Source organism: Blastococcus tunisiensis, from assembly GCF_900112815.1.
Classification (GTDB): Bacteria; Actinomycetota; Actinomycetes; order Mycobacteriales; family Geodermatophilaceae; genus Blastococcus_B; species Blastococcus_B tunisiensis.
The window spans coordinates 85958-103071 of sequence record NZ_FOND01000005.1; the positions used below are offsets into that span (position 1 = coordinate 85958).

Sequence of the window (17114 nt, forward strand, 5' to 3'; positions counted from 1 at the left end):
GTGCGGTGACACCTGAGCAGCTGCGGACCGTCGTCCGGACCGTCGTGGCCGCGGCCGTCGACCGCGGCGCGCTCGCCGTCGAGGTGCCCGACGAGGTCGTGGTCGAGCGCCCGAAGAACCGGGCGCACGGCGACTACGCGACCAACATCGCCCTCCGGCTGGCCAAGGCCGCCGGCCGGCCGCCGCGCGAGGTCGCCGGGCTGCTGGCCGCCGACCTCGCCGCGCAGCCGGGCATCGCGACCGTCGACGTCGCCGGGCCCGGGTTCCTCAACATCACCCTCGCCCAGGGCGCACTCGGTCAGATCGCCGTCCAGGCGGTGACGGCCGGTGCCGGGTACGGCCGCACCCAGGTCCTGGCCGGGCAGAAGCTGAACCTGGAGTTCGTCTCGGCCAACCCCACCGGGCCGGTCACGCTCGGCTCGACCCGCTGGGCGGCCGTCGGCGACGCGCTGGCCCGGCTGCTGGAGGCCAGCGGCGCCGAGGTCAGCCGCGAGTACTACGTCAACGACGCCGGGGCGCAGATCGAGCGCTTCGGCCGCAGCCTCCAGGCGGTGGCGGCCGGGCGCCCCGTCCCCGAGGACGGCTACCAGGGCGACTACGTCGAGACCGTCGCCCAGCAGGTTCTCGCCGAGGTCCCGGGTGTGCTGGAGCTGCCGGAGGACGACCAGGTCCCGGTGTTCGCCGCGCGCGGCGTGGCCGCCATGGTCGCCGACATCCGGAGCACGCTCGACGGTTTCGGCGTGCACTTCGACACGTTCTTCTCCGAGCGGACGCTGCACGAGTCGGGCGCCCTGGACAAGGCCGTGGCCACGCTGCGCGACCAGGGGCACGTCTTCGAGGCCGACGGCGCCGTCTGGCTTCGGACGACGGACTTCGGTGACGACAAGGACCGGGTCCTGGTCAAGGCCGGCGGCGAGCCGACCTACTTCGCCGCCGACTGCGCCTACTACCTGGACAAGCGGGCGCGCGGTTTCGACCGGGTCGTGATCATGCTGGGCGCCGACCACTCGGGCTACGTCGGCCGCTACAAGGCGCTCGTCGCCGCGGCCGGTGACGACCCGGCGACGCACCTGGAGATCCTCATCGGCCAGCTGGTGAACCTGGTCAAGGACGGCGAACCGGTCCGGATGAGCAAGCGCAAGGGCAACTTCGTGCTGCTCACCGACCTGGTCGACGCGGTCGGCATCGACGCGGCGCGCTACGCGCTGGCCCGCGCGTCGGTGGACCAGCAGATCGACATCGACGCCGACCTGTGGAGCCGGCGGACCAACGACAACCCGGTCTTCTACGTCCAGTACGCGCACGCCCGGATCTCCTCGGTGCTGCGCAACGCCGCCGACCTGGGCCTCGCCCTGGGCGAGGCCGCGGACGTCGACGTCACGCAGCTGGCGCACGAGCGGGAGAGCGACCTGCTCCGGGCGATCGGTGAGTTCCCGCGGGTGCTGACCGCGGCCGCCGAGCTGCGGGCACCGCACCGGGTCGCCCGGTACCTGGAGGAGCTGGCCGGCACCTACCACCGGTTCTACGACTCCTGCCGCGTCCTGCCCCGGGGCGACGAGGAGGCCACCGCGCAGACCACCGCCCGGCTGTGGCTCTGCGCCGCCACCGCGACCGTGCTGCGCAACGGCCTCGACGTGCTCGGCGTGAGCGCCCCGGAGCGGATGTGAGGGCGCACCCGGCCGGCCCGCTGCACGGCAACCTCCAGCAGCCGACCGCCGCGGGGGCGCCACCGAGCGACCTCGGCGTCCTGGACCCGCACGTCTGGCCGCGGTCGGCGGAGCGGGTCGGCGGCGAGCTGCACCTCGGCGGCCGTGCGGTCACCGACCTGGCCCGCGAGCACGGCACCCCGCTGTTCGTCCTCGACGAGGGGGACTTCCGCGGGCGGGCGGCGGACTTCGCGGACGCGTTCGCCGACGCCGACGTGCACTACGCCTCGAAGGCGTTCCTGTGCGGCCAGGTGGCGCGGTGGATCGCCGAGGACGGTCTGCACCTGGACGCCTGCAGCGGCAACGAGCTGGCCCTGGCCCTGGCCGCCGGCTTCCCGGCCGAGCGGATCGCGCTGCACGGCAACAACAAGTCGCTGGTCGAGCTGCGGCTGGCCGTCGACTCGGGGATCGGGCACATCGTGCTCGACTCCTTCGACGAGATCGACCGGCTGGTGCCGCTGGCCGAGGCGCGGGTCGCCGCGGGCGGACCGCCGGTCCCGGTGCTGATCCGCGCGACGGTCGGCATCGAGGCGCACACCCACGAGTTCATCGCCACCGCGCACGAGGACCAGAAGTTCGGCTTCTCCCTGGCCACCGGGGACGCGCTCACCGCTGCGGTCCGCGTGATCCGGGAGCCGGCGCTGCAGCTCACCGGGCTGCACAGCCACATCGGCTCGCAGATCTTCGACACCGCGGGCTTCGAGGCCGCCGCGCACCGGGTCGTCGGCCTGCTCGGCCAGGTGCACCAGGCCACCGGTGAACTGCTGGCCGAGCTCAACCTCGGCGGCGGCTTCGGCATCGCCTACCTGGCCGAGGACGACCCGGTGACCCCGGCGGACGTCGCCGTCCGGCTGCGGGCGGTCGTCGCCGCCGAGTGCGCCGCCCTCGGGCTGCCGGTGCCGCGCCTGGCCGTCGAGCCGGGCCGGGCCGTCGCCGGCCCCGGCACGGTCACGCTGTACGAGATCGGCACCATCAAGCCGGTCCGGCTGGGTGCCAGCGGCGCCCCGGGCACCCCCCTGGTGCGCAACTACGTCTCCGTCGACGGTGGCATGAGCGACAACATCCGCACCGCCCTCTACGACGCGAGCTACACCTGCGTCCTGGCCAACCGGACGTCGGAGGCGCCGCCCGCGCTCTGCCGCGTCGTGGGCAAGCACTGCGAGAGCGGCGACATCCTGGTGCGCGACCTCTGGCTGCCGTCGGACGTGCAGCCCGGCGACCTGCTGGCGGTCGCGGCCACCGGTGCCTACTGCTGGTCGATGGCCAGCAACTACAACTACCTGCTCAAGCCTCCGGTGGTCGCCGTCCGGGACGGCGTGGCCACCGAGATCGTGCGGCGTCAGACACTGTCCGACGTGTTCGCCCTCGACGCCGTCCTCGCCGACGTGCCCGCGCCCTCGCCCGCCATCGACCAGCCCGCGCCCGAGCACGCCGCGGGAGCGCGGTCGTGAGCGCTCCGGAGACCCGGCCGCTGCGGGTCGCCCTGCTCGGCTGCGGCACCGTCGGCAGCGCCGTCCTGCGGCTGATCGACGAGCAGGCCGACGACCTCACCGCGCGGGTCGGGCGTCCGGTGGAGGTCGCCGGCATCGCCGTGCGGCGACCGGCCCACCACCCCGACGTGCCGCAGCACCTGCTCACCACCGACGCCGAGGCCCTCGTCACCCGTGCGGACGTGGACCTCGTCGTCGAGGTGATCGGGGGCATCGAGCCGGCCCGGACGCTGATGCTGGCCGCCTTCGCGGCGGGCAAGTCGGTGGTCAGCGCCAACAAGGCGCTGCTGGCCGACGACGGGCCGGCCCTGCACGCCGCCGCCGCGGCGTCCGGCGTCGACCTCTACTACGAGGCCGCCGTGGCCGGTGCCATCCCGCTGCTGCGCCCGCTGCGCGAGTCGCTGGCCGGCGACCAGATCCGGCGCGTGGTCGGCATCGTCAACGGCACCACCAACTACATCCTGTCCCGGATGGCCGAGACCGGCGCCGGCTTCGCCGAGGCCCTCGCCGAGGCCACCGACCTCGGGTACGCCGAGGCCGACCCGACCGCCGACGTCGACGGCTTCGACGCCGCGGCCAAGGCCGCGATCCTCGCCTCGCTGTCCTTCCACACCCCGGTGTCGGCCGCGGACGTCTACCGCGAGGGCATCTCGGCGGTCTCGGCCACCGACGTCGCCCGGGCCGCCGAGATCGGCTGCACGGTGAAGCTGCTGGCCATCTGCGAGCGGGTGGTCAACGGCTCTCCCGGCCACCCGGGGGACACCGTCGCCGTCCGCGTGCACCCGGCGATGATCCCCACCACGCACCCGCTGGCGGCGGTCGGCGGGGCCTTCAACGCCGTCTTCGTCGAGGCGGAGGCGGCCGGCCAGCTGATGTTCTACGGCCAGGGCGCCGGGGGAGAGCCGACGGCCAGCGCCGTGCTGGGCGACCTCGTCGCGGTCGCGCGCAACCGGCTCGCCGGGGCGTCGGGCCAGGGGCCGACCGGGTACGCCGGCCTCGCCGTCCGGCCGATCGCCGACACCCCCACCCGCTACCACGTCAGCCTCGACGTGGCGGACAAGCCCGGCGTCCTGGCGACCGTCGCGCAGGAGTTCGCGCGCCAGGAGGTGAGCATCGCGACCGTCCGGCAGGACGGGCACGGCGACGCCGCCACCCTGGTGATCGTCACCCACAGCGCACCGGACGCGGCGCTGTCTGCCACCATCTCCGCGCTGCGGGACATGCCCGCGGTCCGGGGGGTCACGAGCGTGCTGCGTGTGGAGGGATTGTCGTGAGCGTCCCGTCGACGACCGTGTCGCCCGGCTGGCCCGGCCTGATCGAGGCCTACCGCTCACGGCTGCCGGTGAGCGCCGACACCCCGGTGGTCACCCTCCAGGAGGGCGCCACCCCGCTGCTGCCGGCCCCCGAGCTGTCCCGCCGCACCGGCTGCGAGGTGTTCCTCAAGGTCGAGGGCGCCAACCCGACCGGGTCCTTCAAGGACCGGGGCATGACGATGGCCATCACCAAGGCCGTCGAGGAGGGGGCGAAGGCGGTCATCTGCGCGTCGACCGGCAACACCAGCGCCAGCGCCGCCGCCTACGCAGCCCGGGCCGGGCTCACCTGCGCGGTCCTCGTGCCGCAGGGCAAGATCGCCATGGGCAAGCTGGCCCAGGCGCTGGTGCACGGCGCCCAGCTGCTGCAGGTCGAGGGCAACTTCGACGACTGCCTCGCGCTGGCCAGCAAGCTCGCCATCGACTACCCGGTCAGCCTCGTCAACAGCGTCAACCAGTACCGCATCGAGGGGCAGAAGACCGCCTCCTTCGAGATCGTCGACGTCCTGGGCGACGCCCCCGACATCCACTGCCTGCCGGTCGGCAACGCCGGCAACATCACCGCCTACTGGCAGGGCTACCGCGAGTACGCGGACGACGGCATCGCCACCCGGACCCCGAGGATGTGGGGCTTCCAGGCGGCCGGCGCCGCGCCGATCGTCAGCGGCGCGGTCGTCGAGAACCCGAGCACGATCGCCACCGCCATCCGGATCGGCAACCCGGCCTCCTGGACGAAGGCGCTGGCCGCCCGCGACGAGTCCGGCGGCCGCATCGACGCCGTGACCGACCGCGCGATCCTCGCCGCCTACCGGCTGCTGGCCCGCAGCGTCGCCGTCTTCGTCGAGCCCGCGTCGGCGGCGTCGGTCGCCGGGCTGCTGCAGGTGGCCGCCGCGGGGGAGCTGGAACCGGGGCAGCGGGTGGTCTGCACGGTGACCGGCAACGGGCTCAAGGACCCGGAGTGGGCGATCTCCGGCGCGCCCGCCCCGGTGACCATCCCGGTCGACGCCGCGGCCGCGGCCGTCCAGCTCGGATTGTGAGCGGGCAGGGGCGTGAGCATCGCAGCGAGGCGGCCGGTGACAGGGAGAGAGCATCGCAGCGAGGGACGAGCGAGGCGCGGATCGACCACGGAACCGGCCTGGACATCGGAGCGAGGAGCGGAGCGTCCCGCGGCAGCGACGGCGGCGTTGTGACGTCGGTCCGGGTCCGCGTCCCCGCCACCAGCGCCAACCTCGGGCCCGCGTTCGACTGCGCCGGCCTGGCGCTGGGCCTGCACGACGACGTCGAGTTCACGGTCACCGGCGGTGGGCTCGAGGTGGTGGTGCGTGGTGAAGGCGCCGACGGGCTGCCGACCGACGAGTCGCACCTGGTCGTACGTGCGTTCCGCACCGCCTGCGCCCGGCTCGGCTGGACCCCGCCGGGCCTGCGCGTCGTGGCGGAGAACGGGATCCCGCAGGGGCGGGGCATGGGCTCTTCGGCCGCCGCCGTCGTCGCGGGGGTCCTCGGCGCCTGGACGCTGTGCCCGGACGTGGCGACCGTCGACGTCGAGGCCGTCCTGCGGCTGACCACCGAGCTCGAGGGCCATCCCGACAACGTCGCCGCCTGCCTGCTCGGCGGCGCGACGCTGTCCTGGATGTCGGCCGACGGCGCACGCGCGGTCCGGCTCGAGGTGGAGCCGTCCGTGGCGCCGATCGTGCTCGTCCCCGGGGACACCCTGTCGACGCACGCCGCCCGCGGACTGCTCCCCGAGGCCGTTCCGCACGGGGACGCCGCCCACGCCGCCGGACGCGGGGCGCTGCTGGTGCACGCCCTCACGCAGGATCCCGGCCTGCTGCTCGACGCCACCGAGGACCGGTTGCACCAGCGCCAGCGGGCCGGGGCCATGCCTGCGTCGCTGGCGCTGGTCGACCGGCTGCGCGCCGCCGGGTACGCCGCGGTGGTCTCCGGCGCCGGTCCGAGCGTCCTCGTGCTGGCCCGGCGGAACGGGGACGGCGCGGCGTCCGACCCGGCCGCCGGGTCGGACGTGCGCGGGGTGACGGCGCTCGTGCCCGCGGGTTGGCGGGTGCTGCCCCTGGCGGTGGACGTGCTCGGGGCGCGAGTGGTCGATGGGGACCTGCAGGTATCGTCTCGGTAACGAGGAACACACTGGAACCCACCGGTGTTGTCACGTCCGTGAGCTGCATCTAGGCTCACGGCGTAGCCGCCCACTCGGGCGAGCCTCGCGCGGGGCCGAAGCAGACGATCTCTCTTCGCCGCTGATCCGCCTCGCATCTCTCGACCCGTTCCCTTCTGCGTTCCCGCTCCCGAGCCGGACCTCCAGGGGCCGGGGCACCCCCTGCGCTGCAACGCGCAGGTCACCGCAGGGAAGGACCTGTACGTGAGTGAATCCACCGACCTCGACGTGACCGGTACGCAGGACGCTGCCGGCCCGACCGAGGCACCTGCCGCTTCTGGGACGACGGGCAGCCCCCGTCGCCGCGGCAACGGCCTGTCCGGGATGCTGCTGCCCGAGCTGCAGCGGCTCGCCGGCGAGCTGGGCATCTCCGGCACCGGCCGGATGCGCAAGGGCGACCTCGTGGCCGCCATCTCCGCCCGCCAGGTGGGCGGCGGCGCGGACGCTCCGGCCGACAACGGCGCCGCCGCTCCCGCCGAGAGCGCCGGGACCCCCGGCACCGCCACCTCCGCGGCGCCCCTCGAGGCCCCCGTCAGCGGTGGCGCCAACGGCGGCCCGCTGACCGACAGCACCCCGCCCGCCCGGCCGACCCGCTCGCGCCGCGGCGCGAGCCGCCCGGCCGGCTCCCCGTCGGTCGACGTCGCACCGTCCACCTCGGCGGCTCCGGGCGACGGCACGACCACCGGCGACCGGGGGCAGGCGCCGGCCGAGACGGCTGCGCCGTCCACCGACACCACACCGGCCGAGGGTGACCAGCAGACCGACGGCGAGCGCCCGCAGCGCAGCCGCGACCGCAGCCGCACCCGCGGCGACCGTGACGGTGCCAACCGGGACGGCGGCGGCAACCGCGACGGTGCCCCGCGCGACGGCGGCAACCGGGACGGCGGCAGCAGCCGCGACAGCGGCGACCGGGGCGGCAACCGGGACGGCGGCAGCGACCGGGGCAGCAACCGCGACGGCGCCGGTAACCGTGACGGTGGCAGCAACCGCGACGGCAACCGCGGGCCCGACCGGGGCGACCGCAACGACCGCGGCGGCCGGCCGGACAACCGCAACGACAACCGCACCGACGGTGGCCGCGGCAACGCCAACGACGACGACGACGACGACTTCGAGGGCGGCCGCGGTCGCCGGGGCCGTCGGTACCGGGACCGGAACAAGCGCGGCGGCAACTCCGGCGGCCGCGACCGCTTCGACCAGGGTGAGCCGACCGTCAGCGAGGACGACGTGCTGCTGCCCGTCGCGGGCATCCTCGACGTCCTCGACAACTACGCGTTCGTCCGGACCTCGGGGTACCTGACCGGCCCGAACGACGTCTACGTGTCCCTCTCGCAGGTCCGCCGCTACGGCCTGCGCCGCGGTGACGCCATCACCGGCGCCGTCCGGCAGCCCCGCGAGGGCGAGCGCAAGGACAAGTACAACGCGCTGGTCCGGCTCGACACGGTCAACGGCCTGGACCCCGAGCAGGCGAAGAGCCGGCCGGAGTTCACCAAGCTGACGCCGCTCTACCCGCAGGAGCGGCTGCGGCTGGAGACCGAGCCGCACCTGCTCACCACCCGGGTGATCGACCTCGTCATGCCGATCGGCAAGGGGCAGCGCGCGCTGATCGTGTCGCCCCCGAAGGCCGGCAAGACGATGGTGCTGCAGTCGCTGGCCAACGCCATCACGACGAACAACCCGGAGTGCCACCTCATGGTGGTGCTGGTCGACGAGCGGCCCGAAGAGGTCACCGACATGCAGCGCTCGGTGAAGGGCGAGGTCATCGCCTCGACCTTCGACCGGCCGCCGTCGGACCACACCACGGTCGCCGAGCTGTCCATCGAGCGGGCCAAGCGCCTGGTCGAGATGGGCCACGACGTGGTCGTCCTGCTGGACTCGATCACCCGCCTGGGCCGCGCCTACAACCTGGCGGCCCCCGCCAGCGGGCGGATCCTCTCCGGCGGCGTCGACTCCACGGCGCTGTACCCGCCGAAGCGCTTCCTGGGTGCCGCCCGGAACATCGAGAACGGCGGCTCGCTGACGATCATCGCCTCGGCGCTGGTCGAGACCGGCTCCACGATGGACACGGTCATCTTCGAGGAGTTCAAGGGCACCGGGAACGCCGAGATCAAGCTCGACCGCCGGCTGGCGGACAAGCGGGTCTTCCCGGCGGTCGACGTGAACGCGTCGGGCACCCGCAAGGAAGAGATCCTGATGAACCCCGACGAGCTGGCCATCGTCATCAAGCTGCGCCGGGTGCTGGCCGCGCTCGAGCCCCAGCAGGCGCTGGAGCTGCTCCTGGACAAGCTGAAGAAGACGCGCAACAACGTCGAGTTCCTCATGCAGATCCAGAAGACGACGCTGGGCCCGGACAAGGACTGACGAAGGACCCCCGTCCTCCCCACCCTTCGCGAGCTCAGGGTGGGCCCCTGGACGGGGGCCGTTCCAGCACCTCCCGGTCGATCTGGGAGACTGGTCGGCCGAGCCCCGATGCGCGGCCGGAATACCACCCGCCCGCAGGCGTTCCACCCCACGAACACCGCAGACTTTCTCGGAAGAGGCGCCAGCCATGAAGAGCGACATCCACCCGGCCTACAACGTCACCACGGTGACCTGCGGCTGCGGCAACACGTTCCAGACGCGCAGCACGTCCCCGACCGGTCAGCTGACCGTCGAGGTCTGCTCGGCGTGCCACCCCTTCTACACCGGCAAGCAGAAGATCCTGGACACCGGTGGCCGCGTCGCCCGCTTCGAGAAGCGGTTCGGCAAGCGCGCCGCTGCCGGGGCCGACGCCGGCAAGTAGCTCTCCCGACGGCGCCCGTGCCGCCCCTTCCCGGGGCGGGACGGGCGCCGTCGTCATGTCCGCACCGACCCCTGCGTGCTCCCTCGCGATGGAGCACGCGGTCCTCCCCGAGGTGATCGTCGTGAGCAGCAGCACCGATGCCGCGCCCGAGCGGCTGTCGGACCTGCTCGACGAGCACGCCTCCCTGGAACGCGAGCTCGCCGACCCGTCCGTGCACGCCGACCAGTCCCGTGCCCGCCGGCTGAGTCGTCGCTACGCCCAGCTCGCGCCGCTGGTCGAGACGTCGCGGGCGCTGGAGGAGGCCCGCGGCGACCTCGGTACGGCTCGCGAGCTCGCCCGCGACGACGCCTCGTTCGCCGCCGAGGCGCGCACCCTCGAGGCCCAGGTGGAGGAGCTCTCCGCCCGGCTGCGCGAGCAGCTGCTGCCGAAGGACCCCGACGACGACAAGGACGTCATCCTCGAGGTCAAGGCGGGGGAGGGCGGCGCGGAGTCGGCGCTGTTCGCCGGCGACCTGCTGCGCATGTACCTGCGCTACGCCGAGCGCCGCGGCTGGTCCACCGAGGTGCTCGACGCCGTCGAGGCCGACCTCGGTGGCTACAAGGACGTGGCGGTGGCCATCAAGTCCCGCGGCGACGAGGGCATCTGGTCCCGGCTGAAGTTCGAGGGCGGCGTGCACCGCGTGCAGCGCGTCCCGGTCACCGAGAGCCAGGGGCGCATCCACACGTCGGCCGCCGGCGTGCTGGTGCTGCCCGAGGCGGAGGAGGTCGACGTCACCGTCGACCCGAACGACCTGCGGATCGACGTGTTCCGGTCCTCCGGTCCCGGTGGGCAGAGCGTCAACACCACCGACTCCGCCGTGCGGATCACCCACCTGCCCAGCGGCATCGTGGTCAGCTCGCAGAACGAGAAGAGCCAGCTGCAGAACCGCGAGTCCGCGCTGCGCGTGCTGCGCGCGCGGCTGCTGGCCGCCGCGCGGGAGGAGGCCGCGGCCACGGCCAGCGACCAGCGGCGCAGCCAGGTGCGGACCATGGACCGCAGCGAGCGGGTGCGCACCTACAACTTCCCGGAGAACCGGATCGCCGACCACCGGGTGGGCTACAAGGCGCACAACCTCGACCAGGTGATCGACGGCGACCTCGACGCGGTCATCGACGCGCTGGTGGCCGCGCACACCGCCGAGCTGCTGGCGGCCGGCTCCTGAACGCCCGGTCCCTGCTCGCCGATGCGTCCCGGCGGCTGACCGAGGCCGGGGTCGCGTCGCCCCGGGTGGACGCCGAGCTGCTCCTGGCCGCCGTCCTCGACGTGCCCCGGAGCGGCCTGCTCACCCTCGACACCGTGCCGGAGGGCGCCGCCACCCGGTTCGCCGCCCTGCTCGACCAGCGGGCCGACCGCGTGCCGTTGCAGCACCTGACCGGACGGGCGCCGTTCCGGTTCCTCGAGCTGGCGGTGGGTCCCGGGGTCTTCGTCCCGCGGCCGGAGACCGAGCAGCTGACCGGCTGGGCCCTGGAACGCCTGGCCGGCCTCGACGGGCCGATCGTGGTCGACCTGGGCAGCGGCTCGGGGGCGATCGCGCTGTCCATCGCGCACGAGCACCCCGGCGCACGGGTCACCGCCGTCGAGCGCGACCCGGGCGCCCTCGCCTGGACGCGGCACAACGCCATGGCCCGGGTGGCCGCCGGGGACACGCCCGTGGGCGTCGTCCAGGGCGACATGACCGATCCCACCCTGCTGGCGGAGCTCGACGGGCGGGTCGCCGTCGTGGTGTCGAACCCGCCCTACGTGCCCGACGGTGCCGTGCTGCCGCGCGAGGTGGCCGACCACGACCCGCCCCTGGCCCTGTGGGGCGGGCCCGACGGGCTCGACGTCGTCCGCGGGATGCTGGCCGTCGCCGCGCGGCTGCTGCATCCCGGTGGATGGCTCGGCATCGAGCACGCCGACCAGCAGGGGGGCGCGCTGCCCGCCGTGGTGCGCGCGCACGGCGGCTTCACCGACGTCGAGGACCACCCCGACCTCGCCGGCCGCCCCCGCTTCACCACCGCCCGCCGCGCATGAGCCGGTCGTGGGGAAGACTTCCGGTCCGTGGCTGATCTCTTCGACTGCTCCGACCCGGAGGCGCGCGCTGCCGGACTGGACGCCGCGGCGGCGGCGATCGGCCGGGGCGAGCTGGTGCTGATCCCGACCGACACCGTCTACGGCGTCGCCGCCGATGCCTTCACCCCGGCGGCCGTGACCGGTCTGCTGGCGGCCAAGAACCGCGGCCGGACGATGCCGGTACCGGTGCTGATCGGCGAGGCCTCCACCCTGGCCGGGCTGGTGGTGAACCTCCCGCCGACCGCCACCGAGCTGGCCCAGGCGTTCTGGCCGGGCGGGCTGACCCTCGTCCTGGAGCACGCGCCGTCGCTCGCCTGGGACCTCGGCGACGCCGAGGGGACCGTGGCCGTCCGCCTTCCCGACGACGACGTCGCCCGGGACCTGCTGCGGCGGACCGGGCCGCTCGCGGTGTCCAGCGCCAACCGTTCCGGCCGGCCGGCCGCGACGACGGCGGCACAGGCGGTGGACCAGCTCGGCGACCACGCGGCCGTCGTCCTGGACGGCGGCGCGCGCGAGGGATCGGCCGCCAGCACCATCGTCGACTGCACCGGTCCGGTGCCGCGCGTGCTGCGGATCGGTGCGATCGACGTCGACCGGCTGCGCGCCGTCGTCCCCGACGTCACCGACTGAGCGGTGCGCACCGTCCCAGGCGATACCGTGGGGGATCGCCGCGCGCCCGGACCGGGCGCCGCGGGCAGCCACAGCGGGTACGACGGACGGGGGAGCGAGATGTGCACCCCGTCCCGCCCCCGTCCGGACAGCGCCACCTGATCCCGTGCGCGAGTACGCCGTCGTCCTCCTCACCGCCGCGCTGGTCACCTTCCTGACCACCCCGGTGGTGCGGATGGTCGCCATCCGGGCGCGGATGATGGCCGCCCCGCGGGAACGGGACGTGCACGTCATCCCGACGCCCCGGGGCGGCGGTGTCGCGATGTACCTGGGGGTGGCCGCGGCGATCATGGTCGCCACGCGGCTGCCGGCGCTGCAGCGGACGTTCCAGGACTCCCAGACCATCGCGGTCCTGGTCGCCGGTGGGCTGATCTGCCTGCTCGGCGTCCTCGACGACCGCTGGGGCCTGGACGCCCTGACGAAGCTCACCGGACAGATCGCCGCCGCCGGGGTGCTGGTCCTGCTCGGCGTGCAGCTGGCCTACCTGTTCCTGCCGGTCGCCGACATCGGCACGATCTCGCTGGGGCCCGACATCGGGGTGCCCCTGACGGTCCTGCTCACCGTCGCCACCGTGAACGCGCTGAACTTCATCGACGGCCTCGACGGCCTCGCGGCCGGCGTCTCCGCGATCGCCGCCCTGGCCTTCTTCGCCTACAGCTACCACCTGGGGCTCGTCGGGTACGACGACGTCGCCAGCGCGCCGGCGCTGATCACCGCCGTGCTGGCCGGTGCCTGCCTGGGCTTCCTGCCGCACAACTTCAGCCCGGCCCGGATCTTCATGGGTGACTCCGGCTCGATGCTGGTCGGCCTGATGCTGTCGGCGGCGGCGGTCACGGCGACCGGGAACGTCGACCCCCAGTCCTTCGACTCCGCGGCGTCGCTGCTCCCGCTGGCGCTGCCGCTGCTGGTGCCGATCGCGATCCTGTTCATCCCGTTCGTCGACCTGCTGATGGCGGTCGTGCGGCGCACCCGCAAGGGCCAGTCGCCGTTCTCGCCGGACAAGATGCACCTGCACCACCGGCTGCTCTCCATCGGTCACTCGCACCGGCGGGCGGTGCTGGTCATGTACTTCTGGGCCGCCCTGCTGTCCTTCGGCGCGGTGGGCCTGTCGATCACCGGCGGGCAGGCCGAGCTGGTCGTGGCCATCGCCGTCCTCCTCGTGGTGGGCGTCGTCGTGGTCCTCGGCCCGCGCGCCCGCCGGGCCGCGCGGGAGGCGCGGGCCGCCGAGCTGGCCGCGCAACGCGAGCGCAGCCGGGCGGAGCACCCGACCGCGCGGGCGCTGCGGACGCACGCGGACGCACGGGGGTCCCGTCCGAAGTCCGGGAAGCACCCGGCCGGGCGGGTGCTCCGGTGAGCGCGGTCCAGCCGGGAGCGCCGCGCCCCTCGGCGCCCTGGGACATCTCCTTCCTGCGGCCGGGCGTCCTGGTCACGGCCGCCGCGGCGGCCGTCGCCGCTCCGGTGGCCGGGGTCCTCGGGGGGTGGGGGAGCGCCGCCGGGGTGCTGGCCGGCGCCGTCACGGTGGCGGGGTTCTTCTGCGTGTCCGCCGTGGTGATCGCCCGGGCGGGCCGGATCGACGACGCGCTCTCCCTCCCCGCGGCGCTGGGAACCTTCCTGGTCAAGGCGCTGGTGCTGTTCGGCGTGCTGGGTGCGGTGCCCGAGGACGGCTGGCTGGACCGGCTCACCCTGGCCTGGACGGTCATCGCCGCCACCCTGCTGTGGGGGGCGGTCCAGGCCCGCTGGGTGTGGACCCGGCAGATGTACTACGTGCCCCCGCCCGCACCGCCCGCCACGGCGGAGGACGGCGCGACGCCCGAGCCCCCGGAGGGTGCGTCGGAGAGCCCTCGGCCGGACCCGGAAAAGCCCGCGTCACACGGCTGAGATAGTGTCCCGACCGATGGCCGAGGACAGCCCTGCTCGCGGGGACGCTCGACCTCGGACCACCGAACCGACCGACCGTCAGCCCAGCGGGGCCGACATCGGCTGGGGGATCACCGGGACACTGCTCTCGGGGATCATCGTGTGGGGCGGGGCCGGAGTGCTGCTCGACCGCTGGCTGGAGACCCGCGTCTTCGCCTTGGTCGGTCTCCTCCTCGGTCTGGGAGTGGCCATCTACCTGGTGGTCGTCAAGTACGGGGCCGTCGATCCGCCTGCGGGAGGTCGGCCCACCAGCACGACCCGGGGCGGGCAGCGGAGCCGGCCACCGGAGTACCGCAAGACGCAGAAGGGACGACGGTGACCTCCAGCGCCTCAGCGCTCGGCAGCGTGCTCGCGGCCGAAGGATCCGGCGGGGACGGCTTCCAGGCTCCGACCATCGCGGAGTTCTACCCGGAGCCCATCGCGGAGTTCTCCATCCTCGGGGTGGCCTTCGAGATCACCCGCATCACGATCATCTCCTGGATCGCGACCGCGGCGATCCTCGCCCTGCTGGTCCTGGCGGTGCGCAAGCCGTCGATCGTGCCAGGGAAGATGCAGTACCTCGGGGAGAGCGGCTACTCGCTCATCCGCGACGGCATCGCCCGCGACGTGATCGGCCCCAAGGGCCTGCCGTTCGCGCCGTTCCTCGCCTCGCTGTTCTTCTTCATCCTGGCGAACAACGCGATGAGCATCGTGCCGTTCTTCCAGATCTCCCCGAACTCGAAGTTCGCCTGGCCGCTGGTCCTCGCCGTGATCGTGTGGGTCATGTACAACTGGGTCGGCATCCGCGAGCAGGGTGCGGGGCGCTACTTCAAGGACGCCGCCGTCCCCCCGGGTGTGCCGGCCGCCGCGCTGATCCTGGTGACGCCGATCGAGCTGCTGCAGGTCTTCGTGATCCGGCCGTTCACCCTCGCCGTCCGGCTCTTCGCGAACATGTTCGCCGGGCACATGCTGCTGGTCGTCTTCTCCCTCGGCACCGTCTACCTGCTCACGGTGGGCAACTTCTCGGTGATCTTCAGCCCGTTCGCGTTCGCCATGGCGCTGGCCATGACGTTCTTCGAGGTGCTGGTGATCATCCTGCAGGCCTACGTCTTCACGGTGCTGACCGCGACCTACCTCAACGGCGCCGTCGAGCCCGCCCACTGACCGCTCCACCCCCGCCAGCCACCCGGGACGACCCGGGTGACCGACACAGGAGGAAGACCCCCCAATGACGACAGAGGTTCTCGCAGCGCTCGAGGGCAACATCGGCACGGTCGGCTACGGCCTCGCCGCCATCGGCCCCGGCATCGGTGTGGGCATCGTGTGGGCCGCCTACATCCAGGCGACCGCCCGCCAGCCCGAGTCCGCCGGCCTGACCCGGACCTACGCCTTCCTCGGTGCCGCCCTCTCCGAGGCGCTGGCGCTGATCGGCCTGGTCGTGCCCTTCATCTACTGATCGACCATCCGGTCCGGTCCAGCTGACTTAGGGACGTGCACAGCATGAACATCCTGGCTGCGGAGAGCGCCAACCCGCTCCTGCCCCCGGTGGGCGAGATCATCGTCGGCCTGATCACCTTCGGGATCCTGGTCTTCGTGGTGATCAAGTTCGTCGTGCCGCGCTTCGAGCAGGTCTTCCAGGCCCGCCGCGAGGCGATCGAGGGCGGCATCGAGCGGGCCGAGGCCATGCAGGCCGAGGCCAAGGCCGCGCTGGAGCAGTACAAGGCGCAGCTGGCCGAGGCCCGGAACGAGGCCGCCTCGATCCGCGACCAGGCCCGGGCCGAGGGGCAGCAGATCCTCGAGGAGCTGCGGGCGCAGGCGCAGGCCGAGTCCGAGCGCATCGTGGCCCGCGGCGAGGAGCAGCTGGCCACCGCCCGCCAGCAGGTGGTCAACGAGCTGCGTGGGCAGATCGGCACGCTCGCCGTCCAGCTGGCGGGTCAGGTGGTGGGCGAGTCGCTCGCCGACGACGCCCGGCGCAGCGGCACGGTCGACCGCTTCCTGGCCGAGCTCGACGGCATGGCGGCCGGTAGTCCGGACGGGCGTACCGGCGGGGCGACGAGCGTCTCCGGGAGCACCCGTTGATGGAGGCCTCCAGCCGGGCGGCGCTGGTCGAGGCGCGCGAGCGCCTGGACCAGCTGAGTCGTCCTGCCTCCGGCGTCATCGAGCGGGCCAAGGACCGGCTGACCGGTCAGCCCGCCCGGGCGGCGACCGGTCCGGAGCTGCTCGCCCTGGCCGACGAGCTCTTCGCCGTCGGCCGGCTGCTCAACGGCCAGCTCTCGCTGCGCCGGGCGCTGTCGGACCCCGCCGGCCGTCCCGAGGACCGGGCCGGTCTGGCCCAGCGGCTGTTCGGATCGAAGATCTCGGCGACGGCCCTGGACCTGGTCGAGACGGTCGCCCGCCAGCGCTGGTCGCAACCGATCGACCTGGTCGACGCCTTCAGCGCCCTCGCGACCGAGGCGTCCCTGGACGCCGCCGACGCGCGTGGTGAGCTCGACACCGTCGAGGACGAGCTGTTCCGGTTCGGCCGCATCGTGTCCGGGGACCGGGAGCTGGGCCGCATCCTCAGCGATCGCAAGGCGCCGGCCGAGGGCAAGAGCGCGCTGTTGGACCGGTTGCTGTCCGGCCGGGTCAGCCCGGTCACCGAGCAGCTGCTCCGCAACGTGCTCACCGGCCCGCACGTCGGCACCGCGGAGAACGCCGTCGAACGCCTCTCCGAGGTGGCCAGCCGCCGCCGCGGCCAGTCCGTCGCCCGTGTCACGACCGCCGTGCCGCTCACCGACGCCCAGGAGCAGCGGCTGGCCGACGTGCTCCGCCGGATCTACGGGCGCACCGTCAATCTGCAGGTCACCGTCGACCCGGGCGTGCTCGGCGGCCTGATCGTCCAGGTGGGCGACGAGGTCATCGACGGCAGCATCGCCCACCGCCTGGAAGCCGCCGAACGGCGGCTGGCCGGCTGACGCACCCCACCGACCGACCACCCAGACACCACCCGCAGGGAAGAGG

At 73.8% G+C, this 17114-nt stretch carries 17 protein-coding genes; all 17 read left to right on the forward strand.

The genetic code is table 11. The features are described from left to right. Positions 1-5: 5 nt before the first annotated feature. A complete protein-coding gene (argS, locus tag BM142_RS08130; RefSeq protein ID WP_092196278.1) occupies positions 6-1667 on the forward strand; it encodes an arginine--tRNA ligase in 1662 nt (553 codons plus the stop codon). Then, complete coding sequence (lysA, locus tag BM142_RS08135; protein ID WP_092196279.1) at positions 1664-3157, forward strand: diaminopimelate decarboxylase; 1494 nt, start codon at positions 1664-1666, stop codon at positions 3155-3157. Before argS ends, lysA begins: the two co-directional genes overlap by 4 nt. Continuing rightward, positions 3154-4470 carry a homoserine dehydrogenase gene (locus BM142_RS08140; RefSeq protein WP_092196280.1) on the forward strand — a complete coding sequence of 439 codons (1317 nt, stop codon included), beginning with the start codon at positions 3154-3156 and terminating at the stop codon, positions 4468-4470. Before lysA ends, BM142_RS08140 begins: the two co-directional genes overlap by 4 nt. After that, positions 4467-5543, forward strand: coding sequence for a threonine synthase (gene thrC, locus BM142_RS08145; RefSeq protein ID WP_092196281.1), 1077 nt, complete (start codon positions 4467-4469; stop codon positions 5541-5543). Before BM142_RS08140 ends, thrC begins: the two co-directional genes overlap by 4 nt. Positions 5544-5692: 149 nt before the next feature. After that, positions 5693-6637: a homoserine kinase gene (gene thrB, locus BM142_RS08150; RefSeq protein WP_092196282.1), complete on the forward strand. Its 945-nt coding sequence runs from the start codon at positions 5693-5695 to the stop codon at positions 6635-6637. A gap of 243 nt (positions 6638-6880) precedes the next feature. Next, a complete protein-coding gene (gene rho, locus BM142_RS08155; RefSeq protein ID WP_092196283.1) occupies positions 6881-9037 on the forward strand; it encodes a transcription termination factor Rho in 2157 nt (718 codons plus the stop codon). A gap of 187 nt (positions 9038-9224) precedes the next feature. After that, positions 9225-9458, forward strand: a complete 234-nt coding sequence (rpmE, locus tag BM142_RS08160; RefSeq protein WP_092196284.1) for a 50S ribosomal protein L31 — start codon at positions 9225-9227, stop codon at positions 9456-9458. 121 nt (positions 9459-9579) lie between these two features. Continuing rightward, entirely contained in the window at positions 9580-10659 is a 1080-nt protein-coding gene (gene prfA, locus BM142_RS08165) for a peptide chain release factor 1 (RefSeq protein ID WP_254790659.1), read from the forward strand. An 11-nt stretch (positions 10660-10670) separates the two neighbouring features. Next, positions 10671-11510, forward strand: coding sequence for a peptide chain release factor N(5)-glutamine methyltransferase (gene prmC / locus BM142_RS08170; RefSeq protein ID WP_256381283.1), 840 nt, complete (start codon positions 10671-10673; stop codon positions 11508-11510). 27 nt (positions 11511-11537) lie between these two features. Beyond that, on the forward strand, positions 11538-12179 hold the full coding sequence (locus BM142_RS08175; RefSeq protein ID WP_092196286.1) for an L-threonylcarbamoyladenylate synthase: 642 nt from the start codon (positions 11538-11540) through the stop codon (positions 12177-12179). 145 nt (positions 12180-12324) lie between these two features. Further along, positions 12325-13572: a glycosyltransferase family 4 protein gene (locus BM142_RS08180; RefSeq protein ID WP_092196287.1), complete on the forward strand. Its 1248-nt coding sequence runs from the start codon at positions 12325-12327 to the stop codon at positions 13570-13572. Next, positions 13569-14096: a hypothetical protein gene (locus BM142_RS08185; RefSeq protein ID WP_175527161.1), complete on the forward strand. Its 528-nt coding sequence runs from the start codon at positions 13569-13571 to the stop codon at positions 14094-14096. The genes BM142_RS08180 and BM142_RS08185 overlap by 4 nt, the downstream gene beginning before the upstream one ends. A gap of 16 nt (positions 14097-14112) precedes the next feature. Continuing rightward, a complete protein-coding gene (locus BM142_RS08190; RefSeq protein ID WP_092196288.1) occupies positions 14113-14454 on the forward strand; it encodes a hypothetical protein in 342 nt (113 codons plus the stop codon). Then, a complete protein-coding gene (atpB, locus tag BM142_RS08195; protein WP_092196289.1) occupies positions 14451-15278 on the forward strand; it encodes a F0F1 ATP synthase subunit A in 828 nt (275 codons plus the stop codon). The genes BM142_RS08190 and atpB overlap by 4 nt, the downstream gene beginning before the upstream one ends. Before the next feature lie 64 nt (positions 15279-15342). Continuing rightward, complete coding sequence (atpE, locus tag BM142_RS08200) at positions 15343-15570, forward strand: ATP synthase F0 subunit C (RefSeq protein WP_092196290.1); 228 nt, start codon at positions 15343-15345, stop codon at positions 15568-15570. Positions 15571-15614: 44 nt separating this feature from the next. After that, positions 15615-16193 carry a F0F1 ATP synthase subunit B gene (locus BM142_RS08205; RefSeq protein WP_092196291.1) on the forward strand — a complete coding sequence of 193 codons (579 nt, stop codon included), beginning with the start codon at positions 15615-15617 and terminating at the stop codon, positions 16191-16193. Beyond that, a complete protein-coding gene (locus BM142_RS08210; RefSeq protein ID WP_092196292.1) occupies positions 16193-17068 on the forward strand; it encodes a F0F1 ATP synthase subunit delta in 876 nt (291 codons plus the stop codon). The genes BM142_RS08205 and BM142_RS08210 overlap by 1 nt, the downstream gene beginning before the upstream one ends. Positions 17069-17114 lie beyond the last annotated feature (46 nt).